Source organism: Fictibacillus sp. 23RED33, assembly GCF_015903925.1.
In the GTDB taxonomy this organism is placed as follows: Bacteria; Bacillota; Bacilli; order Bacillales; family Fictibacillaceae; genus Fictibacillus; species Fictibacillus phosphorivorans.
In genome coordinates, this window is sequence record NZ_JACZDX010000001.1 from 776,751 (window position 1) to 801,036 (window position 24,286).

Below are 24,286 nucleotides of genomic sequence, written 5' to 3' on the forward strand. Positions count from 1 at the left end.
TGAAGGCATGAAAGTAGAAGAGGTAAAAAAGTCTTTAAGAGGATCAATTGCTCCGATCATCACCCCGTTTCATGATGATGAGTCGCTGGATCTCGAAACGCTAAAAAATTTAATTGACTGGCATATCCAGTCTGGAAGTCACGGGATTTCCGTCACCGGGACGACAGGAGAACCATCGTCGCTGACATTAAAAGAACGTGAGCTTGTTATGGAAACAGCGATAAAAGCAGTAAATAAAAGAGTGCCTATCGTACCAGGAACTGGATCAACGAACCATCAAGAATCACTACATTTAACGAAATTAGCTCAAGAAATGGGTGCAGATGCCGCTATGGTCATTGTCCCATACTACAACAAGCCCTCTCAGCATGCGCTATACAAACATTTTAAACTTATCGCAGACTCAGTAGACATTCCTCTAATCATTTATAACATCCCAGGAAGAACAGCAGTAAATTTAGAAGTGAAGACACTTGCACGCCTTAACGAAGACTGTCCGAATATTATCGGAGTAAAAGAATCCAATAAAGACTTTGAGCATATTAACCGAGTGCTCTTAAACTGTGGAAGTGACTTTTTGCTGTTTTCAGGCATAGAACTTCTTTGTTATCCGATGCTTGCCATTGGTGGTGCAGGATACATATCAGCAACAGCAAATGTGCTACCTTCTAAAGTGGCAGAAGTATACAACGCCTGGGAGTCTGGAAATGTAGAAGAAGCACTTAAGCTTCACTATGATTTAATGCCTCTAAATGATGTTCTTTTTAAAGATACGAATCCTGCTCCACTAAAAGCTGCGTTAGGCATGATGGGCAAGATCAATCCAAAATTAAGATTGCCAATGGACTTGCCGGCAAATTCTTTGCAAAAAGAAATAAGAAGTGTACTTGCTGATTACGGGTTAGTAGAAAAAATAGGGAGTGAAGTATAAATGAAGCATGCTCGTGTGATTTTTGAAGGAAGAGAACAAAAAGGAACTGTAGTGGATGATGTGATCACATTTTCATCAGGGAAATCAGCCAAGGTTAGTGAAATCAAAACGTGGCTTCCTCCATTTAAGCCGAACAAGATGATCGGGTTAGCACTAAACTATGCCGATCATGCCGATGAGCTGGGACTGGAGAAACCGGCTGAGCCTGTCCTTTTTATTAAACCAAACTCATCATTAGTGGGTCATAAAGGGCAAGTATTCTATCCAGATGGTGCAACATACATGCACTATGAAAATGAACTAGCTGTGGTCATTGGTAAAGAGGGAAGAAATATTAAAGCTGAAAACGCGATGGATTTTGTAAGCGGTTACACTATAGCGAACGATGTAACAGTCCGTGATTTTGTGAACAACTGGTACCGTCCTCCAGTACGCGCAAAAGGACATGACACGTTTGGTCCGATGGGTCCTTATTATGTTGATGCTACAGATATCCCAGATGTTACGAACCTAGAACTACGCACCTATGTGAACGGTGAATTGAGACAGCAGGGTAACACCAAAGATCTTATGTACTCTATCCCTGAGATCATTGAATTTGTTTCATCGTTCATGACGCTTGAACCAAATGATGTGATTTGGACAGGTACACCAAAAGGAATATCACACGTTCACCCAGGTGATGTGGTTAGACTGGAGATCGATTACTTAGGCTGTTTAGAGAATACGATCGTCGATGGTCGTACAGAAAAAGTTCCAACTGGAGGGAAGGATCATGAAACCGGAAATTAAAGAGTTGATTCACCATTATATAGATGGTCAGTTTGTAACGGGACACAAAGGAGATCTTTTTGTAAACGTAAATCCTTTTACGAATGAAAAGATCAATACGGTTAGTGAAGGTACGATTGAAGATATAAATCGAGCTGCAGCTGCTGCAAAAAAGGCCTTCAAGCAAGGGCCGTGGGGCAAGATGAAGCAGGAAAAGCGACTACAATACATCTATAAGGTTGCTGATTTAATCGATAGGGATGTAGAAGAGATTGCGTTGTTAGAGTCCTATGATACGGGACTTCCTATTGCTCAAACCCGAAAGATGGTAGGGCGTGCTGCAGATAACTTTAGATTTTATGCAGAAATGGTAAAGAACCGCATGTCTGGTGAAGCTTATCATGTGGATGATGAGTTCATGAACTATACGATTCAAAAGCCGGTCGGGGTTGCAGGGTTGATCACGCCATGGAATGCACCTTTCATGCTTGAGACTTGGAAGATCGCACCTGCACTTGCCACGGGAAACACGGTCATTTTGAAACCAGCTGAATGGTCGCCATTAACTGCTAATAAACTAGCTGAACTTGTGGATGAAGCAGGACTTCCTGCAGGTGTTTTCAACATCGTTCATGGTTTTGGAGAGACAGCTGGAGCATCTCTTGTTGCTCATGAAGATGTACAGCTTATCTCGTTTACAGGTGAGACAAAGACTGGTTCAGAGATTATGAGAAACGGCGCTGCATCTTTAAAGCGTTTTTCAATGGAACTGGGCGGAAAGTCGCCGATCATCGTATTTGATGATTGTGATTTTGAACGTGCTCTCGATGCTTGTGTATGGGGAATCTTTTCTTTTAATGGAGAAAGGTGTACGGCGAACTCCCGCTTGTTCATTCAAGAATCGATTAAAGACGAGTTCGTAACACGTTTGAAAGAAAGGGTAGACAACATCATCGTAGGTGACCCGTCAGATCCAGATACAGAAGTCGGGCCACTCATTCATAAAGAACACTATGAAAATGTAAAACGATATTTACAGATTGCTAAAGACGAAGGTGCAGAAGTATACAGTCAGCCTATCTCTGAAACTCACAAAAAAGGAAACTTTGTTGCTCCGACACTTTTATTAAATGTGAAAAATGATATGACTGTAGCCCAAGAAGAAATATTCGGTCCAGTATTATCTGTGATGACCTTTAAAGATGAAGAAGAAGTAATTGATTATGCAAATGATATTAAATATGGTCTAGCGGGCTATGTGTGGACAAATGACATGAAAAAAGGTCTACGCGTCGCAAACGCGGTTGAAGCTGGGATGTTATGGGTGAACTCGCAAAACGTTCGTGATCTTCGTATTCCTTTCGGAGGCTCTAAGAATTCCGGAATCGGTCGTGAAGGCGGACACTATGCGTTTGAGTTTTATACTGAGATGAAAGTAGTGCATGTTGCACTAGCTGACCATCACATTCAGCAGTTCGGAAAGAAAAAACAGTCGCTTCAAACCGAAGCGAAACATTAGGAGGGATTTCTTTGCCTGCACGCACGGGGGAACAATATATCCAAGGGATTTCAAAGGCTAAGAATAACGTTTGGATTCATGGTGAGAAAGTGGAAGATGTTCCTTCTCATCCAGCTTTTCGAAACATTGTAAGATCCATTGCTAACCTGTATGACCTCCAGCATGAAAAAGCAGACAAGATGCTCTATACCTCTGAACAGACAGGAGATAAAGTGGGGCTTTCTTTTATTGCTCCTAAAACTGTAGACGATCTTATTCGCCGACGTGAGATGATTTCTGAATGGGCGGGATACACAGGCGGAATGATGGGGCGTACACCAGATTATTTAAACACGAGTGTTATGGCATTCGGTACGTCAGGTAACTTTTTTGCACAAAACGATCCAATGTTCGCAGAGAACGCAAGAAAGTATTATGACTATTGCCGGGAAAATGACATCAGCTTAACTCATACTCTGATTCATCCACAGACGAATCGTTCGAAAAAGCAGTCTGAACAAAAAGATCCATATTTATCCGCTCGCATCGTTGAAAAGAATAAAGACGGTATCGTAGTTAAAGGGGCGAGGTTGTTAGCTACACTCGGTGGGGTAACGGATGAGATCGTCGTGTTCCCATCAACATTGAACAAAGCTTCGTCTGAAGATGATCCGTATGCGATGGCTTTTGCTATTCCGAACAATACAGAAGGCTTAAAGTTCTTATGTCGAGAATCGTTTGATACGGGGCGAAGCCAATGGGATCATCCGTTAAGCTCTCGCTTTGAAGAGAGTGATGCGATTGTTGTTTTTGACAATGTGCTTGTACCTTGGGAGCGCGTGTTTGTAAGCGGCAGTTCTGATATTTGTAACCGTACGTATGTGGAGACGAACGCCATCGTTCATATGGCTCATCAAGTAATCGCAAAGAATACGGTGAAAACTGAATTTGTGCTCGGCGTCATCCTAAATATGATGGAATCAATCGGTATTGATGTGTTTCCACATGTTAAAGAAAAAGCATCTGAAGTCATGCTTATCCTGGAAACGATGCGTTCTCACCTTTACCGTGCAGAGCACAACGCTTCTCTTGATAAGTATGGAAACATGACACCGGACTTTGCGCCATTGAACGCAGCTCGTAACTGGTATCCAAAAATGTATCAGCGCATTGTTGAAATTGTGAAGATCCTCGGTGCCTCTGGTTTGATGGGAATTCCAACAGAAGCAGATTTTAACGCTGATGACATCGGAGAACTTGTTCATCGTTATACACAAGGGGCTAACATTGATGGGTACGAACGCACTCAATTGTTCCGTTTAGCATGGGATATTTCAATCAGCACATTCGGTGGTCGCCAAGCTCTTTATGAATATTACTTCTTTGGAGATCCGGCACGTATGTCGAACATCTATTATGATCAATTTAACAAAGAGCCTTATAAAGCGATGGTGAAAGATTTTCTGCAACGCGTGAATTCTAAAAGCCATAATTACAGTAGTGTATAGGAGGAGCCGTCATGGATTTTAACATTATTCGAATTGCGCGTGTTGTCATGAACGTAACGGATCTTCATGCTTCCCGTGATTTTTACGTAAATGCTCTTGGATTCATTGAAACAGCCTCTTCATCAGAATGGATGGCATTACGTGGACTGGAGGAGCACTCGCATCACAGCCTTTTGTTGAAAAAAGCTGATAAACCTGGCGTTCATGTTGTGAGCTACAAGGTGTGGGAAGACAGTCACTTAAATGCACTCGAAACCTTTTTTAAAGGGAAGGGCGCAAAAGTGCTATGGAAAGATGCAGATCCTGCAGTTGGAATCGGTAAAACGTTATGTGTAGAAGACCCTTCAGGCATACCGCTTGAGTTTTTTGCAGAGATGGAAAGTGTGGAGCGCTGTATCCAGAAGTATGATCTTTACCGCGGTGCACGTGTCCAGCGTATTGATCATATAAACTGTATGGTTCCAGATGTGGAAGCAGCTGTTCAATTCTATACAGATGAACTCGGATTTAGAATTTCTGAATATACAGCAACAGAAGATGATCGCACATGGGCAGCATGGCTTCATCGTAAGCCGACTGTACATGATGTTGCGTTTATGAACGGAGAAGGACCTCGTCTTCATCATGTAGGCTTTTGGCTGTCTGATCCGATGAGTCTCATCCATTGCTGTGATGTGATGGCGAGCATGGGATATGCTGACAATATCGAGCGTGGGCCAGGACGTCACGGATTATCGAACGCCTTCTTTTTATACGTCCGTGATCCGGATGGAAATCGCATTGAGTTATATAATGGAGACTATCTGACGAGTGATCCTGACTTTAAGCCGATCAAGTGGGATATTAACGACCCGAGGCGCCAGACGTTCTGGGGACATAAAGCTCCTGACAGCTGGTTTAACGAAGCAACCTCTTTTTTGAGTTTGGAAAAAGGTGAGCCGGTAGAGCTGAGAAGTCCGACTCTAGCGCAGCGCAAGCCTGATTTTGTGACTTGATTTTTGGATGAAGTTATACAGTGATGGAAGCTGGCTCCTGTTTGTTGCAGGAGGCGGCTTTTTTTATTTTTTTGGGAGTATATTGGAGTATATTCTGTAGGTTTTAACGATTTAAGCTCGTCTAGCGGCATTTTATGCACGCTGGACGAGCGATTCTCAAGATTTATGAGCGATTCTCAAGATTTATGAGCGATTCTCAAGATTTATGAGCGATTCTCAAGATTTATGAGCGATTCTCAAGATTTATGAGCGATTCTCAAGATTTACGAGCGATTCTCAAGATTAAAGACCTCTACAATTCATTCTTAATATAAAGTAGTCCGCTCTCAGTCAGCCGTGTTCCTTTTCGCCCTTTTGCTTTTACGATAAACCCTTTCCTTTCCAAGAGGTCTAAGCGCAATCTGATTTGGGCTTCCGAGAGCTTAACGCCTTGTAATTCCAAGTCCAGCAGTAAGCTCTTTCGGCTGGATGCTTTACCAGAAAGATGATTGCGATAGATGCAGCTCATAATCGCAGCTTCTTCATTTGGTGCGATAAGCGGCAGTTCCTCCGAGGTGACTGAAATCTCCTTAATCGCCTCTCCTGCAAAAGTACTCTCAAAACCACTTATTCTCATCACTTCCTGAGGCAGATCCCAAACAGTAATCTTCTCTTTGTCGCAAACAGCAAGCATATAATCAATGGCGTTCTTTAATTCTCTAATATTCCCCGTCCAGGAGCGGTTTATAAGATGCCCAACGACTTCATTCTCCACTTTCATTTTTTTCGTAGTACGCATCGCTAAAAAATGATTCAGTAAAAGTGGGATATCGCCTTTTCTCTCACGAAGTGCCGGGATTTTTAAATAAAGAACATTTAAACGATGATACAGATCTTCCCGAAACAATCCTTGCTTTATGTCAGATGCCAGGTCCTTGTTCGTTGCAGAAATAACCCTTACGTCAATGGGAAGTACACGAGTTCCCCCAACTCTCCTTAATTCTTTTTCCTGCAGAACACGTAAGAGGCGTGTCTGAAGTTTGACGCTAATATCACCAATTTCATCGAGAAAAATGGTACCACCTTCTGCTTGTTCAAAAAGACCTTGTTTTCCGCCTTTTTTTGCACCTGTAAATGCACCTTCTTCATATCCGAATAGTTCACTTTCTAATAAATCCTCAGAAAGAGCAGAACAGTTTACTGCTAGAAAGGGGCCGTTTCTTCTGCGGGACTCGTTATGAATGGAACTTGCGAAGAGCTCTTTACCCGTGCCGCTCTCTCCTTGTATGAGGAGGGAGAGATCTGTTGCAGCTAGTTTCTTCGCAATATTTTTTGTTCGAATAATTTCCTCGGAGTCCCCGATGATATCACTGAAAAAATACTTTCCGATATAACCTTTTCGCTTTAGTTCATGTCGTGCGGCTTTCTCCATCGAGATTGTAGTGCTCGTGTTTTTGAATGTTGCAATCATTGTGTTTTCCGCCGGTAATGCGAACCGGTGAACCATAACATTTATATCATTGATCGTGAAAAATTGATCTGATTGTTCACTTGTTGTATCTGTTAGAAAGTTCAGCAGGTCTTTATCTTTGATAATTTGTTTAATATGTTTTCCGACAGCTTGTTTTGAAACGGTTGAAAATATGCTTTTCAATTCTTCGTTAAATACGGTAATCTTTCCCGTATGATCAAATGATAAAATACCATCATTCACTCCATTTAATACTTTGTCCAAGTGTTCGTTAAGTTGAAGTGCCTTTTGATTAGCAAGTGCAAGCTTCTTAGACAACTGAATAATTTTTTCTGTAAAACGTTCAGAAATGCCTGTTGCCCGGTCATCTAAGACACCAAGTACGCTCAAAATCTCTGTTATGGTAGTAATGTCGATCAGACGTACGCCGATATTAATAATTCTCTTAACCTCTTTTGGCACGAGATGCATCTCGCCGGGTGTCACAGCGATATCTGCATGTTGGTAGTGAGGAATGCCAGGATAGTAGGGAAGGTAATTCAAGTGATTGATTCCTAGATGTTTGAGAGTTTGTACTGACTGTTCTACCGTTTGAGGAAAATCGTTCACATACATAACATTTGTACCCTCTGGCAGTTGTAAAAGCTGATCCATAAATTCATAGTTGACGGTGCGTCTTGCCGTAATCACTCTACAAGATTCACTCAAACAGTGAGCTACCTCACGTTTTATAAGATAAGAAGATAGAATTACGATTTCATTCTCCAGTCGTGTAGGAAGAATCTCTTCGGAAGAATAGCTTCTAATATGAAAATAGTCGCCTAATATGGATTGAAGTTGGCAGGATAAAGCAATACGAGTTTCCTTTGTACCTGCTAATAGAACAATCTGTTTTTTAGTTTCCATCATATACACCTTCTTTTAATGGTCTTTTTTAGGTCGTTTTTTGGTTATGAAACTATTATCTTATAACCAGCCATTAAATAAAACAAAATATTTAAAAACCTTTAACAAAGGGAGACGGAATGTTGGCATAATTCTTGCAAATAATGAATGGTGAATTATAGAAAAGGGGGAAGTAACGTGGATAAGAAAAAAGGTATTACGATGCCGGACACGTTTGTTATCGTGTTTTTTGTTGTAGCATTAATGGCTTTACTAACGTATATCATTCCGGCAGGTCAATTTGAGACAAAAGAAACAACCTTTATGCAGGGTGGCGAAGAGCAGACTAAAACAGTACTTGTTCCTGATAGCTTTTCGTATGTAAAAGGGGAGGACGGAGAGCCAACTACTCAAGGGGTCAGTCTGTTTGAAGAAGGCGGTGGTGCCGGTTTTTTAAATTACATTTTTGAAGGTTTAGTTTCTGGGGATAAATGGGGGTCAGCAGTTGGGGTTGTTGCCTTTATACTAATCATCGGCGGCGCGTTCGGTATCATTATGAAAACGCGTGCGATAGAAGACAGTATATTAAAAATGATCGACCATACTAAAGGTAGAGAAGCACTCATTATCCCGCTCATGTTCTTATTATTCTCACTAGGCGGTGCTGTTTTTGGGATGGGTGAAGAAGCGATCGCATTTGCGATGATTCTTGTCCCCGTTGTGATAGCTCTCGGTTATGATGCCATAACAGCCATTATGATTACATACGTTGCAACACAGATTGGTTTTGCAACATCATGGATGAACCCGTTCGGTGTCGCGATTGCACAAGGTGTTGCTGGCATTCCAGTACTATCTGGTGCACCATTCCGAATTGGGATGTGGGCTTTCTTTACATTAGTAGGAATTGTATATACATGGATATACGCATCAAGAATTAGAAAAGATCCAAAGCGTTCCTTATCGTATGATTCAGATGCATACTTCCGTGAAGATTTTAAACATACAGATATTAAATCAAACTTTGGAACAGGCCATATCTTAATTCTTCTTACTATTTTAGCGGGAGTTGCCTGGATCGTTTGGGGAGTTGTAGAAAGAGCATATTACATTCCTGAAATTGCGACTCAATTTTTTACGATTGGTTTAGTTGCGGGTATAATTGGTATTATATTCAAGATGAACGACATGACAGTGAACGGAATTGCTGATGGCTTTAAAGAAGGTGCAAAGGATCTTCTTCCAGCAGCACTTATCGTCGGTATGGCAAAAGGTATTGTGATCATCCTTGGTGGTGACAATCCTGCTGAAGCATCAGTATTAAACACGATTCTACATGCGGCAGGTGGAATTGTTGAAGATGTGCCTACAGCGCTATCGGCTTGGATTATGTATGTATTCCAATCTGTGTTTAACTTCTTTGTTGTATCAGGTTCAGGTCAAGCGGCACTGACAATGCCGTTAATGTCTCCGCTTGCTGATCTTGCGGGAGTTACAAGGCAAGTCGCAGTTCTAGCTTTCCAACTTGGTGACGGTTTTACGAACATGATTGTACCAACTTCTGCGGCTTTGATGGGAACACTAGGAGTTGCACGTCTAGATTGGGGAAAATGGTTCAAGTTCCAAATTAAGTTTCAAGCGTTGCTGTTTACTTTTGCCTCAATCATAATTGTAATTGCTGTACTAATTGGTTTTAAATAAACTATCTTTGAAGAATAAAGGAATGATTTACATGTTTACTCTTATCAAAGGCGGTGAGGTATATACGCCTCATTATCTTGGTAAAAAGGATATCTTACTAGCTGCTGGGAAGATTGCCAGCATCTCAGAAAATATTAATTGGCCGGCATCTGCTCTAGATATTAATATTATTGATGCAACAGGAAAAATTGTGACACCAGGATTTATTGATGCACATGTTCATATTACTGGTGGCGGAGGAGAAGGCGGTTATAAAACGAGAACTCCTGAAATCTATTTTTCAGATGTTACTAAAGCTGGTGTGACAACCATTGTTGGTGTGATCGGAACAGACGGAATAGCTCGTACGATGACTAATTTAATCGCGAAAGCAAAAGCGCTTAAAGAGGAAGGAATATCGTGCTTCGTTCATACTGGATCCTACCAAGTACCTGTTAAAACGTTAACGGGGAATATCGAAACAGACATTATGATGATTGATGAGATTATTGGTGTAGGTGAAATTGCTATTGCTGATCATCGATCCAGCCAGCCGGTTGCTCACGAAATCGCGAGGCTTGCGTCACAAGCAAGAGTTGGAGGTATGCTTTCAGGAAAAGCGGGTGTAGTGAACATTCACCTTGGCGACAGTAAACGCATGTTGTCTTTAATTGAGGAAGTTGTAGAGACGACTGATCTGCCTATTTCTCAATTTTATCCAACTCATATTAACCGAAATTCTTATTTATTTGAAGCAGGTATCGAATATGCAAAAAAAGGCGGTATCGTGGATTTTACAACGAGTACGACAAAGCAGTTTTTAGAAGAAGGCGAAGTCAAATGCAGCATTGGGTTAAAGAAAATGCTTGATAGAGGGGTGGCTATCGAACAAATAACCTTCACATCAGACGCGCAGGGAAGTTTGCCTGCATTTAATGAATTTGGAGAATTTACTGGTCTGCGTATCGGTAAAGTGAACTCGCTGTACAGCGAAGTGCGTGACGCAGTTAAAACAGAAGGTGTTGCATTTCAAACAGCATTGCAAACAATCACTTCTAATCCCGCTCGCGTTTTAAAGCTTAAACAAAAAGGAAGGTTACAAGAAGGACTTGATGCTGATCTTGTTCTGCTTAATGAAGATCTTAGCATCGATTCAGTTATTGCGTTAGGGCAAGTGGTGGTTCAAAATGGAGAAGCTTTGGTCAAGGGAACTTTTGAAGAGTAAAGGGAGCTAATTATAGGCTTCCTTTTTCACTTTTAACTTATGAAATATATGGTAAAATAGGGAACATACATAATTTTTCTAAAAGGTGGCGATCATGTGGCAAAACAAGAAATTCCGACAGTATTAAGTCCAGAATTGTTTGAACACCTGCAAGGCGAACAGCTTGTCCTCTTAGGAACCGTTGACGTAGAAACGAAAGCTCCATCTGTTAACGCAATATCTTGGGTAAAGAGCTTGTCAAATGAAAAGATTCGATTTACGGTTACGAACAATTCACGTATCGTAACAAACATTAAAGATAATCCAAATGTGGTCCTTACGGTGGTAGGGCTTGAAACGGTATATTCTATTAATGGAAAAGCGAATATACTTCAAGATACCATGGAAGGTGTACCATTAAAGCTTGCGAAGATTGAAGTGGAAATTGATCATGTTTTTGAAAGCATGTTCTGGGGTGCAAAGATCGTCCAAGAACCTGTTTATGAAAAGACGTATAATGAAAAGAAAGCGAAAGAGTTAGATGTACAAGTGTATGACGCTTTAATGAAATAAGGTGGCTTTCTACAACTAGAAGAATCATACAAACCGTCAAAACATTATGTTGTGGCGGTTTTTTGTTTATTTATAGATTTGTTCTTAGAAAGGAAGTCATGAAAAACAAGGAGGAGATCACATGCCTATCGTATACAGATTGTTTTTCTTATCTGGTCTAATCTCAATGTTTGTAGGCATCTTGCAGATCACGAATCTTGTGGAAACAACTGATGGATTGAACGTTTGGGGATATTTTCTTTTGCTGTGGGGGATTGCTGCATTTTTATGTGCGTTAAACCGCTTTAATATAGGGTGGATAAACAAACTGTTGGCTGTTGTGGGAATTTTAATTCACGGGACAGTAGTTATGTATAGTCTTTTATTTCCGGTTGACGCAGAAACAAATGGAGTACAGGTTATAATTATTTTGTCTCCATTATTCTCATTTATCTCCGTATGCTGCTGTGGATTTATTGTAGGACAAAAAAGTGATAAAACACATTCAAATACGTTAAGCAAATAGTGAACTTTTGTCTCTTTGTGATAAAATTAAATGATTAACTCCTTGTTTTTCCTAAAGTCGGTTTTAAACAAGTTAACTGTGGCAACGATGAGGGTATGAGGAAGAAAAGGGTGAACGATGGATGGACTGGCGAAACTGGGAACGCTATTTTACTGAAAAAAATATATTAGAGCTGCTTGATCAATACAAAGATCTAGGTTTTTTGCCAGGAATATTGCTGCCTATGCTTGAATCATTTCTGCCGATTCTTCCGCTCTTTATCTTTGTAGCGGGAAATGCAGCAGCATACGGATTCTGGTTAGGTTTTCTCTATTCATGGATTGGGGTTTGCGTAGGTTCTATCATCGTATTCTTGCTAGTACGGCGGTATGGACAAAAGCGTTTTTTGAATTTCTTAAACAGGCATACAAACACTACACGAATGCTAGGCTGGGTAGAGAGGCATGGTTTTGGTATGCTATTTCTTATTTATTGTTTTCCGTTTACTCCTTCCGCTCTAGTAAATGTTGTAGGCGGATTATCGAGGATAAATGTTAAAACCTTTTTGCTTGCATTAGCTCTCGGTAAATTGGTGATGATCGCGATCGTTTCTTTTATCGGGTATGATTTTATCGATGTGTTGAAAAGTCCTTTAAAACTTGGGATGATTGCTTTTGGCATATTCGTATTGTGGCTAGGTGGAAAAATAGTCGAATCAAGACTTAAAGAATCAGAGCATCGGGCGTAATGATAGCGCCAGGTGCTTTTTTACTTTCACGAAGATCTTTTTCCTTGAATATAGTTAAAAAAGAGGAAGGGAGACTTTGTATTGATTAAGATCAAGTCACAAAAGCAGATTGAAAAGATGCAAGAAGCGGGAAGATTGCTAGCATCTTGTCATAAAGAATTAAATAAACTTGTTACACCAGGAACAACAACATTGAAACTTGACCAATTTGTTGAAAATTATTTATTAGATCACGGAGCAAAAGCTGCTCAAAAAGGATATATGGGCTATCCTTATGCAACTTGCGCTTCAGTAAATGATGAAGTATGTCACGGGCTACCAAATAAAAGAGCGTTAAAAGAAGGAGATATCGTAACGATTGATTTTGTCGTGAACTTAAACGGTTGGCTGGCAGATTCTGCTTGGTCATATGGAGTCGGAAACGTTTCTAAGAAATCGCAAGCCTTAATGGAAACGACCAAAAATGCACTATATAAAGGGATATCACAAGCGCAAGTTGGTAATCGTTTGGGGGATATCGGTCATACGATACAATCTTACGCTGAGGATAAGGGCTATTCTATTGTTCGAGAGTTTATTGGTCATGGAATCGGCCGTCATATACACGAAGAGCCTCAAGTTCATCATGTTGGAGAGAGAAATACGGGTATTACTTTAAAAGAAGGAATGGTTATTACCATCGAACCCATACTCAATCAAGGTAGACCCCATATAAGCTTGAAGCAGGATGGCTGGACGGCCGTTACCTATGATGGAAGTCTATCAGCACAATATGAACATACCGTTGCTATCACAAAAGATGGACCAATTATTTTAACAGAACAAGCTTAAAATAAACATTGCCGCATATTCTTTAATAAGAAGAGCGGTAATTTTTTTTGTTCATAAGGTTATTTTTTTAAAGTAACTTGACACATAAAAGTTACTCATTGTAATATACTAACATAAAGTAAGTAAAAAAACGAAAGAAAGAAGGGGTTAAGGGATGTTATCATTAGGATTACTTATTATTCGATTAGTGGTGGGTCTAGCGTTAGCGGCACATGGATCACAAAAGTTGTTTGGATGGTTTGGCGGCTACGGGTTAAAAGGAACCGGAGGCTGGATGGAATCCATTGGCATTAAACCAGGCTATACGATGGCTCTTTTAGCAGGGCTGGCTGAATTTGGCGGAGGACTTTTGTTTGCTGCCGGATTATTCACCGAAATTGGGGCTATATTGATTGCTGGAACGATGCTTGTGGCCGCAGTTAAAGTTCACTTGCAGAATGGGTTTTGGGTTACAGCGAACGGTTATGAATTTAACCTTGTTTTAATTGCCGTAGTGGTAGGTGTCGCTTTAACAGGTGCAGGAGATTATTCTCTGGATCACCTTTGGTTAAAATAGAATTGAATACTGAACTAATATGAAAATGACTAAACCACTTTATGCTAAGTGGTTTTTTCTTTTGCCTAAGTAATGAGGATTAGAAGAAAAGATTCAATACGATACCATAGTCACAGTTTGAAAAATCACTTATAATGGTGAAGTACTTTTATAAGGAGGTGACGTTCCTTGTTTAAAGAGATGTCAGAAAACCAGATATTATTATATGTCATAAAAAACTTAAAAGAGTTGCGAAAAAAGGAGTTTCAGCTTTTAATCGATGAACTTCACCCGTATGATATTGCGAATGTTTATAAAAATTTGCCTGAGAAGCACAGACATAAGTTTGTAACCTTCTTAACAACAAGACAGATTGCATCCTTGATTCAAGAGCTTGAAAGTGATCTTCAGATGGAAATCCTGAATAAACTAGGCATTGAGCGATCATCTCACATCATGAACTTAATGGAGAATGACGATTTGGCCGATCTTCTCGGCAATTTGGATGTTAATGAGATCCAAGATTTTCTGTCTTCCATGAAAGCAGATGAATCGAAGACGGTTCAAAGTCTTATGCAGTATGATTCAGATACCGCTGGTGGAATTATGACTAACCGGTTTGTATGGATTCCGCAAGTTTATACAGTCAGAGATGCGGTTGAAAAGCTAAAGACATTTGCCGGGTTTGCAGAGAATATTTATTACTTATATGTAATTGATGATGATAGAAGGCTTGTTGGTGTTGTCTCTTATCGTGATCTGTTATTAGCAGAAATGGATGAGAAGATTGAAGAGATCATGTACAGCAGGGTTATCTCCGTACCCGCAGAGACAGATCAAGAAGAAGTAGCGCGAACCATTGAGCGCTATGACTTTATTGCAGTCCCTGTAACAGATGAACATGATCGTTTGATAGGGATTGTTACAGTCGATGATGTACTTGATGTATTAATTGAAGAAGCGAATGAAGACATCGAGAAGTTATCGGCAACAGGTAAATCCATTGATTTTCAGACAAGTGCTCTTGTAGCTTCCTATAGAAGACTGCCTTGGCTTATTTTACTTCTTTTTATTGGGATCTTATCCGGTAGTATCATTAGCACGTTTGAAGGCACGATTGAACGCGCGGTTGCACTTACGTACTTTATGCCAATGATTGCAGGTATGACAGGAAATACAGGCACACAATCACTTGCAGTAGTTGTTCGCGGACTTGTATCGCATGACATCGATCGGCCGACCATTATGAAATTAATACTCCGAGAATTTGGTGTTGGTTTTATTATAGGAATTACATGCGGAATTTTAATTTCAATCGTAGCCTTTTTATGGAAAGGTAATTTAGTATTGGGGCTTGTTGTAGGCAGTTCTTTATTCTTTACTTTGATAATTGGTACGCTTGCAGGAACACTTATTCCTTTACTGCTATACAGATTCAAGATTGACCCAGCGGTAGCATCGGGACCTCTTATCACAACATTGAATGATATTTTTTCACTCTTAGTATACTTTGGTACAGCGACCATGTTCTTATCATATTTACTATAAATAAAAGATACTATCTTGCTATCTCTTATATTAAAAACAATATGATGTTGATAAAAAATCAGTCTTTTGACTGGTTTTTTTATTCTAAAAAAATGTTGCATTTTTCCAATTTGCGGATAAAATTAAAACATCTTAAGGAGGAGTGTACAGATGATAGTTAAGATGGATCAAACGTGGCATAAACAAGTTATGGACTATTTAAGTGAAGAACCTGCATTAAACTTATTTATTATTGCTGATATTGAGAATTTTGGTTATGAAACAGATTCTCAGGACATCTGGGCAGATGTTGATGATAACGAATCTATCACAGGTATCCTTCTCCGTTATAAAGGGAACTACCTTCCTTATGCAAAAGGGGAAATTAATGCAAAAGCATTTTCGGAAATTATCAATAAAGATAAAAGTTATGAAATGCTTTCTGGTAAAAAGGAAATTACCGAGCAGTTTATTCCTTATTTAAATTTTGAGCGAACAAAAGAACTGTATTTTGCTGAATTAAAGGATGCCAAAGCATTAAACCACAACAGCTCTAGACAAAATATAATACAAGCAGATGTTAAAGATGTAGAAAGTCTTATGGAACTAAAATATTTGATCAACGAATTCTCAATTGGAAAAACAGCTAAAGAAAGCTTGGAGCAAGCATTATCCACCAAAACAGGGCGCACTTATTTTATTAGAGAAGAGGATACCGTTGTTTCTTGTGCATCCTCTACGGCAGAAAATTCAGTGTCAGCGATGATTGTCGGCGTGTGTTCACACCCTGAAAAAAGAAACAAAGGGTATGCTTCACTTTGTATGGAAGCGCTATGCTACGATATTTTAGCTGAAGGGAAAACGCTTTGTCTTTTCTATGATAATCCTAAAGCAGGGTCGATATATAAGCGTTTAGGCTTTAAAGATATTGGATTTTGGAGTATGAACTATTCAGTCCAAACAACAGAAACCCAAAAAAACCAAGAAGTAGTGAAATAACTTTCAAATCTTTTTCTCCTCTGACAATTGAATGAAGTGAAGATGCGTAACTCTCGGCTAGGACGTTGAGGGCAGCCCGAAGAATGATGTGTCCAATAGCGAAAAAAAAAGACGGCAGAATCAACTCTAGCGATTCTGCCGTCTTTCTCTTTGGCACTTTTCTAAAAGATTGTTGCTTTAAACTCTTTGTCACCTTTGATAATTGATTGAAGTGGAAGGTGTGTGCCTACCACCTGAGATACTCCATGCAAGGCATGCGACGAGGAAGCTTACTACCAAGCATCACTTGTAGACGCAGGAGCAAGGAACTTCTTAAGGCGGGCAGTTTGAAAAGTGGAAGTGGCTCGTTCAGCCCCGACAAGCAAAAGTTGAATGGGCCATGAAGGCGCACTTTGCCTTCTTGACCGTTAAACTTTTGACCTCGAGGGGCTAGCCACTGCAACTAGACAGCTGAGACACTTAAGAGTGAAACGTACGAATGTGGCTCAGCGCCTGCCCCGTGGAAAGCGAGCAGCCAGGAACGGAAATCAACACTTCCAAAAGCAACAAAGTTTACGAAAACAGCCTTTTCTTTCTTTTGTTAACTAACCAAGCTTCCGTTCTTCGGCTTGTTCACTTGAGGCATTCTTTTCTTCATTTGAAGTTCTTAGTGGTATTTCTCTTAAGAAGAAGAAGGTTAATATGAATGCAGTGCCAATAACGATTGCGCCGGTTAAGAAAACACCGTTTAATGCATAACTTAAAGACTCACGCAAAATACCAAGTACTTGTTTAATCATATTTAATGATTCAGGAGGTAAAGCATTAAATTTTTCTAAAACAGCTTCTTGGTTCAGCAGCACTTGAGGATTTGCAAGCTCTTTAATCTGCTCGCTCATCTCAGGTGTAACACTGGGAGAAGAGGCGACTAACTTTTGGGACTCTTTGTTAAAGTGATCGGCTAGAGAGTTATTCATAACACTTCCCATGATTGAAACACCAATCGTACCACCAAGCTGTCTGAACAGCTGAACAGAAGAGGTCGCAACACCTAAATATTTATGTTCAATTGCGTTCTGCACAGTTAAGGTGAAGATGGGAAACGCGATTCCAAGTCCTGAACCTACGAGGATCATATTCATGATTGCTGTCGTATTAGTCGTTTGAGTATCCATAAAATGCATGCTTGTCATACCACTGACCATGATGAACAATCCAAGCATAGCCAATTTCTTGTACTTGCCTGTCTTAGTTATAATCTGCCCACTTATCGTGCTTCCTGCAACCATGGCAAGTGTTAATGGCATCATTACAAACCCGGATTTAGTAGCAGATGTTCCCATCACTCCTTGTATAAAGAAAGGCATATACATGATGGACCCAAACATGCCTGCTCCTAAAAAGAATCCGATTATATTAGAAACGGTGAACACTTTATTTTTGAACATATCAAGTGGTAGTACAGGACTTGATACACGCTTTTCTGTTAGCACAAACAAAAAGAAAGCTACGATCGTTACAGTGAAAAGTCCGATGATCTCTGGAGATACCCAATCGTATTCATTTCCTGCCCAGGTGAATGAAAGGAGAAGAGGAACCATTGTTAACGTTAGTAGCAGAGAACCTGTGTAATCAATAGATTCTTTCTCTTTTCTTTGTACAGAAGGAAATAAAAAGTAGATAGCAGCAAAAGCGACGAGGCCAAAGGGAAGAAAGATCCAGAATACCCAGTGCCAATGAAAGTGATCAACGATGTATCCGCCTAATGTAGGACCAAATACGCTAGCTAAACCGAAAACACTGCTCATAATCCCTTGCCATCTGCCGCGTTCGCGAGGTGGAAATAGATCGCCAACTGCTGTAAAAGCCGTTGACATGATCATACCGCCTCCAAAGCCTTGAACACCTCTGTATAAGATGAGCTCAAGGATGCTTCCGGATATGCCGCATAAAAGCGAACCTGCCGTAAACACTCCAATCCCTAAAAGGATAAATGGCTTTCTTCCGTAAATGTCTGATAGTTTTCCAACTAAAATAGCAGTGATACTTGAAGTGAGCATGAAAATCGTGAAAACCCAGCTGTAGTATTCTATTCCTCCAAGATCAGCAATGATTTTTGGTAAGGACGTACCAACAATTGTTTGGTTTAACGCAGCAAAAAGCATAGCAGACATGATGGAAAGCATGATAATAACTTTCCGCCGCATTTCAAGATGTTCCATGCATCATCCTCCTATTCATGTTGTAAATAATTCACAATGTGAATTATTTGCTAAAAAGAAAACTGCTCCATTAATCAAGCAGTTTTGTTGAAGATTCTATCATTCGTTTTATGTCTCCATCTGTTAAAGCAGCAAACTTTTTTTCTAGGTAGTTATTTTTAATGTTATCCATTTTTCGTGCAATTTCTCTACCATCTTCAGTAATTTCCAAATAGACGATCCGACGGTCTGAATCTGATCGTACACGCTGAATATAATTCTTTCCAACAAGCCGATCCGTAACCGCGGTAATATGGCTTGATGAAACTTTTAATTCGTTAGCGATTTCGGAAGCCATCAGAGGACTTTGAATAAATAAAGTCTGAAGAACAGCAAACTCATTGCTTGGGATATAATCTGAGTACACTTCGTTCAAACCTTTTCTTAACGTACGAAAAAGTCTACGTAAACTCATTTCCAATTCGCGCTCTAAATCATTTCTTAATGGGGTTTGTTCTCTATTTTCCATTTTAACACCCTTGCTTTTTGTTTCTTCTTCTACTAGTATATGATAATTTATATTTAATAAGAAAGAAAGCAAAAGGTTTGGGGAGACACGGATTATGAAAAATTCAACATTATTTTTTGTGCTTTTAGGCTTTGGATTTTTGATCGGAGCAGCTTACTGGGTTTGGGCGATCACAACACAATCACAACCAGGTGGAATGTAAAAAAATGAGCCGTAATGGCTCTTTTTTTGTATAAACAAACACTTCTAATTTAAATAAATGGGAGGTGTTGGTATGAAAGTAAAGTATCAGATTACAACTAAACATATTAATAAAGAATGGAAGCAGCGTCCAGGAGGTAACCGTATACCACGCTATGCGGTTGCGCACGATACTGGTAACCCTAACTCTACGGCTCAACAGAACTACGAATATTTCAACAGCAGACAACTAGAGGCTTCTGCACACGTATTCATAGATGATAAACAGATATTGATGATCATTCCATTGCAAGAAAAAGCTTGGCACGTTCGCTCTAACGTATCGGATGCTAATGAATGGGCGATTGGAGTAGAGTTATGCTATGGACCTTCCATAGATTTTAACAAAGCTTACAGCCGTTATGTATGGTTTTTTGCGTATTTATGTGAGATGTACCAATGGGACCCTGCGCGGGACATAAAAGGGCACTTTCAGCTAGACCCAAAAAGAAGGACAGATCCTTTAAACTGTTTTCATCAATATGATAAAACATTTCCATTTTTCATTGAGGATGTTAAGTATGAGCTAAAAAAGTTTGTTGTTAACCAGAACGAGTTTAAAGAACTTGTCACTGCAGAAGAAAAGCTCTATAAGGTGCAGATTGGGGCATTCACATCTAGAGAGAATGCCGAAAACCTTTCTCGAAAAGCTAAATCTGCAGGATTTGCTGTTCATATTGATTACTCCTAGAAACAATCAATGCGAAAACAGCCTCGAGAGTAGTTGATTTTCATTCCAGGTAATAGTAAATAAAACAAAAATACTTGCCTCTTAAGTAAGGCAGGTATTTTTTTCTAGTATAAAAAGAACGTTTGTTCGCATATAATATAAAAAAGGAGGTTGCTTCATGACTAACTTATTAATGAGATGCATTCAAGAACGGGTTGGAATAGAAATGATCTACCTCTCGCAAAAAGGTGATATCTCGCACCGTTTTGTAATTCCATACTCTTTCGACGGTCATATAATAAAGGGATACTGCTCGGCAAAAAAGCAGATTCGAAGTTTTCACATAAGAAACATATTATCCGTACATTCACGTTTTTTGTCTTCTTGAGATTGGGGGGATTGTCGTGCAATATGGAAGCGAAGAAGAGCGTTCGCTTATTGAAAAATTTGTGATGTATCCGATTTTACTTACAGTGTTTAATCGCGATCTGCAGATTATTTGCGGCTCTCCATTTAAATTGAGACAGCCATACGTTGCATTAGTAGAACAAATTATGAATCAAATCAGCAAAGATCTATTTGATGTACGAATTGAATTGAGAAAAAGAAGAATTAAAGTTATGGATGCACGCCGTGAGGAAGATATTACAGAATATGAAATCTTTATTAGGGGTTATCGTGAAATTATGAGGTTTCCAAACATTCATCTAAAAAACAAAGCAGAAACACTTATGCTTTCTTATCTACAAGTGACCGTAGAATAATGGATAAAGCATGCCAGTTTCATTTTCGATAACATCTGTATACAATGAACGTATTGCAGAAACATAAGATGATGATAATAGGATTAGAATTTGAATTGAGGAACCTTATGGAACACTTTATCCAGCTAGCTAGACAATTGAACAGAGAAATAATGATTGAAAGCCGCAGCCCATTTGATCCGGTATGTCCGGTGAATACACCACACCCTTGGCAGATGCTGGGCTGTGGGAACTATGCAGCGGTGTTTTCACATCCTGAACATCCAGCATATGTAGTTAAGATTTACGGCAGGGATGAGCATGGATTATTAGAGGAAAAAAAGGTTTATGATCGACTAGGAACACACCCTGGATTTTCTGTTTGTTATTATTCCGAACAACGTTTTTTAATCTTAAAACGTATTGAAGGAATGACTCTGTACGACTGTGTGCATAAAGGTGTAAAAATTCCTGAAAATGTGATTTATGACATCGATGAAGCAGTGAGGCATGCAAAAGACAAAGGATTGTTTCCTAACGATGTACATGGAAAAAATGTCATGATATCCAATAATAGAGGAATTATTGTAGACGTATCTGATTTTAGCCGATACGAAACTTGCAGGAAATGGAAAGATTTAAGGAAAGCTTATTTTACTTTTTACAAGAAAACGCTGTATTACTTTCCAATAAAGATTCCTTATATTGTTTTGAATGGAGTAAGGATTGGGTATAGGTACTATAGAAAGTTAAAAATATCCAAAAAACAAAGCCTAAAATAATAGGATTAAAGAACTATTAAAATCATTGGCACAAATTACCTTAGTAGGATATAATAACTATAAATCAATAAAAACCTTTGTTATTAAGGGCAAACCAGTTGAAAAGCTGGGACGCAAAGCTATGGGCCTAAAGTATGGTGAACATGCAATGGCAGCCGGTTGCCAAAGGGAAACGGACTCGTGTTTAGACACAAGCGTTTCTATGAAGCTTTATTCTCGTATTTTGTAGTTTCTCTGCAGGAATAATGTGTTCATAGAGGTTAAAAGTATCTAAAACATAAATTGAAGCCATTCCCTTTATTAGGTGATGGCTTTTTGTATGTAATTTTTGAGGGATTTGAGGGGTTGTAGAATGGAAAACTTCCAACTAGACTTACGCGCACTCAAAAAAAACTTGTTACCAGAATTTATGAAGTCTATTCCAGCCATGATACATACACACAAAGAACATCTAAGAAAAAATGAAGACTTTCATACGTTTCTAAACGGTTTTGTTGAGCAATACGAGAAGATACTAGAGAAATTTTTACGCGGGATTGTACATGCAGTGTTTTTAGAAGAAGAACGATTCAAATCCTTTTTAAAACAAGGAGAGCAGAAAGCGTTTCGATCAGGTATTCATTTTTTAAGGCATCAACGAATTCCTCATCAAGCACTTGCGTGTTTTACAACGAGTATTAGTGAATCCGTTTTATTTGAAGTGAAAAAAGCAACGTCCAACGAGCCGTTAGTTATACAACTATTTATGTTAGATCGCTGGAACCGGATTTCTCACCATGCTGTTACAGGATTTCTAAGCGGTTTCTCTTCTCAACAGTTTAAAGATCTTAAGGAGATTAGCATTCGTGATCCATTAACAAATCTGTATAATCGTCGCTACTTTTATGATTGTTTAGAAAAGGAGCTAGAAAAGGCAAATAGACTTAAGCTTCCTCTTACACTTGTCATGTTTGATATCAATAACTTTAAATTAATCAATGACGAGCTAGGGCATCACGCGGGTGACGAGATACTTCAGCAGATCGCAGAACTTTCAAAGCGACTAAAATTGTTCTCTGGATTTAGATTCGGTGGAGATGAATTTGTTTTTCTCTTACCAGGAATTACTGAAGATGAAGCATACATCTTAACTGAAAAACTAGAAAGTCAGCTTATCGTTTGGAATGAATCCATCTCATTGGCATATGGTGCAATAGAATTACTTGCAGATGCATGTGAAAACATAGACTATTACCTGCAGCTTGCTGATGAGCGTATGTACACGAACAAAAGAGCTAGAAGTGAGAATAAATCACTGATTTGATCATGTAAAATAATGGGCCTTTCTGCTATGTTTTTCGCAGATCGTATAACGTAAAGGAAGTTGAATGCATGAAAGATTCATTTACGATTACGGAACACCGTTCTGAAACCATATCATCTTTGTTACGGTGGTTCTTTTTAATTCTTTGCATACCTGTTTTTTATTATCAACCTATATCAAGCGTTTTGAATTATGAAACGGAAACTTTTCCGATCCTTTTTATAATCGGCATTATATATATGACATCCACACAAATTGTATTACACCGATTGCCAGAGACGTCACTGTACTACCGTGTTTTTACAAGAGGTGGAATTGTTTTTGATTGTCTTGCTTATGCATGGTTGATGCAGCTTACTGGTGGAGCTGATAGTGCGTTTGTTGCTGTTGGTTACCTAATCGTTATCCATGCTGCTCTGTATTGGAGGTTAAAGGGCGCTTTTATAGTAGGAACAGTGAGTTTTACCATTCTCTGTTACTTTTTTATAAGAGATAGTGGGTATATGAACACGCTCTCTTCCTTTGAATTTTTAATGAAGAGCATCTTCTTATGGTTGATCGCTTTTTACGGCGGTGTGATTGCCTCAAAAGAAAGACAATATTATTTCGAGAAGAATATGTATCAGCTTCAATCTGAACAAGACTATTTAACAGGTTTGCTGAATCATCGGAAATTTCAAGAGGACGTATTGGAAAAAACAAAACAGAATAAACCTTTTACACTTGTATTATGTGATATTGATCGGTTTAAAATGTTTAACGATCAGCACGGCCATTTAATTGGTGATGAGGTGCTCAAGCTTGTAGGTGCAACGTTTAAACGTTTCATTTCTTTAAAAGAAGGAGAAGCTTATCGTTACGGTGGAGAAGAGTTCGCCTGGATTCTCCATACTACATGCAGAACAGAAGTGAAAAATACGATTGAAACGATCAATAAGCATTTAGAAACCTTTCCGTATATATCAGGTGATAATGAGTTACCTGTTACACTTAGTTATGGCATTGCGAGTTATGTAGAAGGTGAGAAGCCTTCGCAAATGATTCATAGAGCTGATGTGCTGCTATACGAGGCAAAGGCGGCAGGAAGAAATACGTTAAAATTGGATACGGTCACAATGGAGGAAAATCAGCTATCAATATAGCGGTTTTCCTTTTTTATGTTTTTCGTTCCTTGGTGCACTCTCGTCTACCCGAAATGATGGTATCTGCCTTTTACAAAT

General features: G+C 39.3%; 22 protein-coding genes and 1 riboswitch. Of the genes, 19 read left to right on the top strand and 3 right to left on the bottom strand.

The annotated features are described in order from the left end of the window. The first annotated feature begins 7 nt into the window (after positions 1 to 7). Genes hpaI through hpaD form a run of 5 tightly spaced genes read left to right on the top strand, consistent with a single transcriptional unit; the run spans position 8 to position 5,703 of the window. Entirely contained in the window at positions 8 to 931 is a 924-nt protein-coding gene (gene hpaI, locus IHV09_RS04165; protein ID WP_197263694.1) for a 2,4-dihydroxyhept-2-ene-1,7-dioic acid aldolase, read from the top strand. Beyond that, entirely contained in the window at positions 932 to 1,723 is a 792-nt protein-coding gene (locus tag IHV09_RS04170) for a fumarylacetoacetate hydrolase family protein (protein WP_197127447.1), read from the top strand. Then, entirely contained in the window at positions 1,707 to 3,221 is a 1,515-nt protein-coding gene (gene hpaE, locus IHV09_RS04175) for a 5-carboxymethyl-2-hydroxymuconate semialdehyde dehydrogenase (protein WP_197263695.1), read from the top strand. The genes IHV09_RS04170 and hpaE overlap by 17 nt, the downstream gene beginning before the upstream one ends. An 11-nt stretch (positions 3,222 to 3,232) precedes the next feature. Further along, entirely contained in the window at positions 3,233 to 4,708 is a 1,476-nt protein-coding gene (hpaB, locus tag IHV09_RS04180; RefSeq protein ID WP_197190391.1) for a 4-hydroxyphenylacetate 3-monooxygenase, oxygenase component, read from the top strand. Positions 4,709 to 4,719: 11 nt separating this feature from the next. Next, on the top strand, positions 4,720 to 5,703 hold the full coding sequence (hpaD, locus tag IHV09_RS04185; RefSeq protein WP_197263696.1) for a 3,4-dihydroxyphenylacetate 2,3-dioxygenase: 984 nt from the start codon (positions 4,720 to 4,722) through the stop codon (positions 5,701 to 5,703). Between the two features lie 292 nt (positions 5,704 to 5,995). On the opposite strand, the gene IHV09_RS04190 is transcribed toward hpaD, so the two are convergent. Continuing rightward, positions 5,996 to 8,059, bottom strand: a complete 2,064-nt coding sequence (locus IHV09_RS04190) for a sigma 54-interacting transcriptional regulator (protein WP_231618121.1) — start codon at positions 8,057 to 8,059, stop codon at positions 5,996 to 5,998. A 177-nt stretch (positions 8,060 to 8,236) separates the two neighbouring features. Between IHV09_RS04190 and yfcC the strand changes: the two genes are divergently transcribed. From yfcC to IHV09_RS04235, 9 genes are all read left to right on the top strand, one after another. Continuing rightward, positions 8,237 to 9,739 (top strand): putative basic amino acid antiporter YfcC, encoded by a 1,503-nt coding sequence (gene yfcC / locus IHV09_RS04195; protein ID WP_370568926.1) that lies wholly within the window; start codon positions 8,237 to 8,239, stop codon positions 9,737 to 9,739. A 31-nt stretch (positions 9,740 to 9,770) separates the two neighbouring features. After that, complete coding sequence (gene iadA, locus IHV09_RS04200) at positions 9,771 to 10,943, top strand: beta-aspartyl-peptidase (protein WP_197263698.1); 1,173 nt, start codon at positions 9,771 to 9,773, stop codon at positions 10,941 to 10,943. Between the two features lie 96 nt (positions 10,944 to 11,039). Further along, positions 11,040 to 11,495 carry a pyridoxamine 5'-phosphate oxidase family protein gene (locus IHV09_RS04205; RefSeq protein ID WP_197263699.1) on the top strand — a complete coding sequence of 152 codons (456 nt, stop codon included), beginning with the start codon at positions 11,040 to 11,042 and terminating at the stop codon, positions 11,493 to 11,495. Between the two features lie 121 nt (positions 11,496 to 11,616). Further along, entirely contained in the window at positions 11,617 to 12,000 is a 384-nt protein-coding gene (locus IHV09_RS04210; protein ID WP_197263700.1) for a hypothetical protein, read from the top strand. Positions 12,001 to 12,121: 121 nt separating this feature from the next. Further along, positions 12,122 to 12,727: a TVP38/TMEM64 family protein gene (locus IHV09_RS04215; protein ID WP_197127456.1), complete on the top strand. Its 606-nt coding sequence runs from the start codon at positions 12,122 to 12,124 to the stop codon at positions 12,725 to 12,727. 81 nt (positions 12,728 to 12,808) lie between these two features. Next, positions 12,809 to 13,558, top strand: a complete 750-nt coding sequence (map, locus tag IHV09_RS04220) for a type I methionyl aminopeptidase (RefSeq protein WP_197263701.1) — start codon at positions 12,809 to 12,811, stop codon at positions 13,556 to 13,558. Positions 13,559 to 13,712: 154 nt separating this feature from the next. Continuing rightward, positions 13,713 to 14,114, top strand: a complete 402-nt coding sequence (locus IHV09_RS04225; protein WP_197263702.1) for a DoxX family protein — start codon at positions 13,713 to 13,715, stop codon at positions 14,112 to 14,114. A 168-nt stretch (positions 14,115 to 14,282) separates the two neighbouring features. Beyond that, the gene (gene mgtE, locus IHV09_RS04230) at positions 14,283 to 15,641 is read left to right on the top strand and encodes a magnesium transporter (RefSeq protein WP_197191319.1); all 1,359 of its coding nucleotides are present in this window, start codon (positions 14,283 to 14,285) and stop codon (positions 15,639 to 15,641) included. Between the two features lie 189 nt (positions 15,642 to 15,830). Beyond that, positions 15,831 to 16,619 carry a GNAT family N-acetyltransferase gene (locus IHV09_RS04235; protein WP_197263703.1) on the top strand — a complete coding sequence of 263 codons (789 nt, stop codon included), beginning with the start codon at positions 15,831 to 15,833 and terminating at the stop codon, positions 16,617 to 16,619. Positions 16,620 to 17,203: 584 nt separating this feature from the next. On the opposite strand, the gene IHV09_RS04240 is transcribed toward IHV09_RS04235, so the two are convergent. Then, positions 17,204 to 18,820, bottom strand: coding sequence for an MDR family MFS transporter (locus IHV09_RS04240; protein WP_197127460.1), 1,617 nt, complete (start codon positions 18,818 to 18,820; stop codon positions 17,204 to 17,206). A 70-nt stretch (positions 18,821 to 18,890) separates the two neighbouring features. Beyond that, positions 18,891 to 19,328 carry a MarR family winged helix-turn-helix transcriptional regulator gene (locus tag IHV09_RS04245; protein ID WP_231618122.1) on the bottom strand — a complete coding sequence of 146 codons (438 nt, stop codon included), beginning with the start codon at positions 19,326 to 19,328 and terminating at the stop codon, positions 18,891 to 18,893. Between the two features lie 274 nt (positions 19,329 to 19,602). On the opposite strand from IHV09_RS04245, the gene IHV09_RS04250 reads away from it, so the two are divergent. The 5 genes from IHV09_RS04250 to IHV09_RS04270 all read left to right on the top strand — a co-directional run bounded on the left by IHV09_RS04250 (position 19,603) and on the right by IHV09_RS04270 (position 24,208). Then, positions 19,603 to 20,259: an N-acetylmuramoyl-L-alanine amidase gene (locus IHV09_RS04250; protein WP_197263704.1), complete on the top strand. Its 657-nt coding sequence runs from the start codon at positions 19,603 to 19,605 to the stop codon at positions 20,257 to 20,259. Positions 20,260 to 20,642: 383 nt separating this feature from the next. Then, a complete protein-coding gene (locus IHV09_RS04255; protein ID WP_197127462.1) occupies positions 20,643 to 21,002 on the top strand; it encodes a hypothetical protein in 360 nt (119 codons plus the stop codon). Between the two features lie 107 nt (positions 21,003 to 21,109). Continuing rightward, on the top strand, positions 21,110 to 21,763 hold the full coding sequence (locus tag IHV09_RS04260; RefSeq protein WP_197127463.1) for a serine/threonine protein kinase: 654 nt from the start codon (positions 21,110 to 21,112) through the stop codon (positions 21,761 to 21,763). A gap of 78 nt (positions 21,764 to 21,841) precedes the next feature. Continuing rightward, a riboswitch (cyclic di-GMP riboswitch) is annotated at positions 21,842 to 21,930 on the top strand. 185 nt (positions 21,931 to 22,115) lie between these two features. Next, a complete protein-coding gene (locus IHV09_RS04265; protein ID WP_197127464.1) occupies positions 22,116 to 23,066 on the top strand; it encodes a GGDEF domain-containing protein in 951 nt (316 codons plus the stop codon). Between the two features lie 68 nt (positions 23,067 to 23,134). Beyond that, positions 23,135 to 24,208 carry a GGDEF domain-containing protein gene (locus IHV09_RS04270; RefSeq protein ID WP_197191313.1) on the top strand — a complete coding sequence of 358 codons (1,074 nt, stop codon included), beginning with the start codon at positions 23,135 to 23,137 and terminating at the stop codon, positions 24,206 to 24,208. Positions 24,209 to 24,286 lie beyond the last annotated feature (78 nt).

What these genes read in the sequence shown, in the direction of transcription:
- IHV09_RS04240 (WP_197127460.1), bottom strand. Translation starts at nt 18,820, where the DNA reads ATGGAACATCTTGAAATGCGGCGGAAAGTTATTATCATGCTTTCCATC.
- IHV09_RS04260 (WP_197127463.1), top strand. Translation starts at nt 21,110, where the DNA reads ATGGAACACTTTATCCAGCTAGCTAGACAATTGAACAGAGAAATAATG.
- IHV09_RS04170 (WP_197127447.1), top strand. Translation starts at nt 932, where the DNA reads ATGAAGCATGCTCGTGTGATTTTTGAAGGAAGAGAACAAAAAGGAACT.
- hpaD (WP_197263696.1), top strand. Translation starts at nt 4,720, where the DNA reads ATGGATTTTAACATTATTCGAATTGCGCGTGTTGTCATGAACGTAACG.
- IHV09_RS04265 (WP_197127464.1), top strand. Translation starts at nt 22,116, where the DNA reads ATGGAAAACTTCCAACTAGACTTACGCGCACTCAAAAAAAACTTGTTA.
- IHV09_RS04215 (WP_197127456.1), top strand. Translation starts at nt 12,122, where the DNA reads ATGGACTGGCGAAACTGGGAACGCTATTTTACTGAAAAAAATATATTA.
- IHV09_RS04235 (WP_197263703.1), top strand. Translation starts at nt 15,831, where the DNA reads ATGGACTATTTAAGTGAAGAACCTGCATTAAACTTATTTATTATTGCT.
- iadA (WP_197263698.1), top strand. Translation starts at nt 9,771, where the DNA reads ATGTTTACTCTTATCAAAGGCGGTGAGGTATATACGCCTCATTATCTT.
- hpaE (WP_197263695.1), top strand. Translation starts at nt 1,707, where the DNA reads ATGAAACCGGAAATTAAAGAGTTGATTCACCATTATATAGATGGTCAG.
- IHV09_RS04245 (WP_231618122.1), bottom strand. Translation starts at nt 19,328, where the DNA reads ATGGAAAATAGAGAACAAACCCCATTAAGAAATGATTTAGAGCGCGAA.
- IHV09_RS04250 (WP_197263704.1), top strand. Translation starts at nt 19,603, where the DNA reads ATGAAAGTAAAGTATCAGATTACAACTAAACATATTAATAAAGAATGG.
- IHV09_RS04190 (WP_231618121.1), bottom strand. Translation starts at nt 8,059, where the DNA reads ATGGAAACTAAAAAACAGATTGTTCTATTAGCAGGTACAAAGGAAACT.
- hpaI (WP_197263694.1), top strand. Translation starts at nt 8, where the DNA reads ATGAAAGTAGAAGAGGTAAAAAAGTCTTTAAGAGGATCAATTGCTCCG.
- IHV09_RS04270 (WP_197191313.1), top strand. Translation starts at nt 23,135, where the DNA reads ATGAAAGATTCATTTACGATTACGGAACACCGTTCTGAAACCATATCA.
- IHV09_RS04225 (WP_197263702.1), top strand. Translation starts at nt 13,713, where the DNA reads ATGTTATCATTAGGATTACTTATTATTCGATTAGTGGTGGGTCTAGCG.
- IHV09_RS04210 (WP_197263700.1), top strand. Translation starts at nt 11,617, where the DNA reads ATGCCTATCGTATACAGATTGTTTTTCTTATCTGGTCTAATCTCAATG.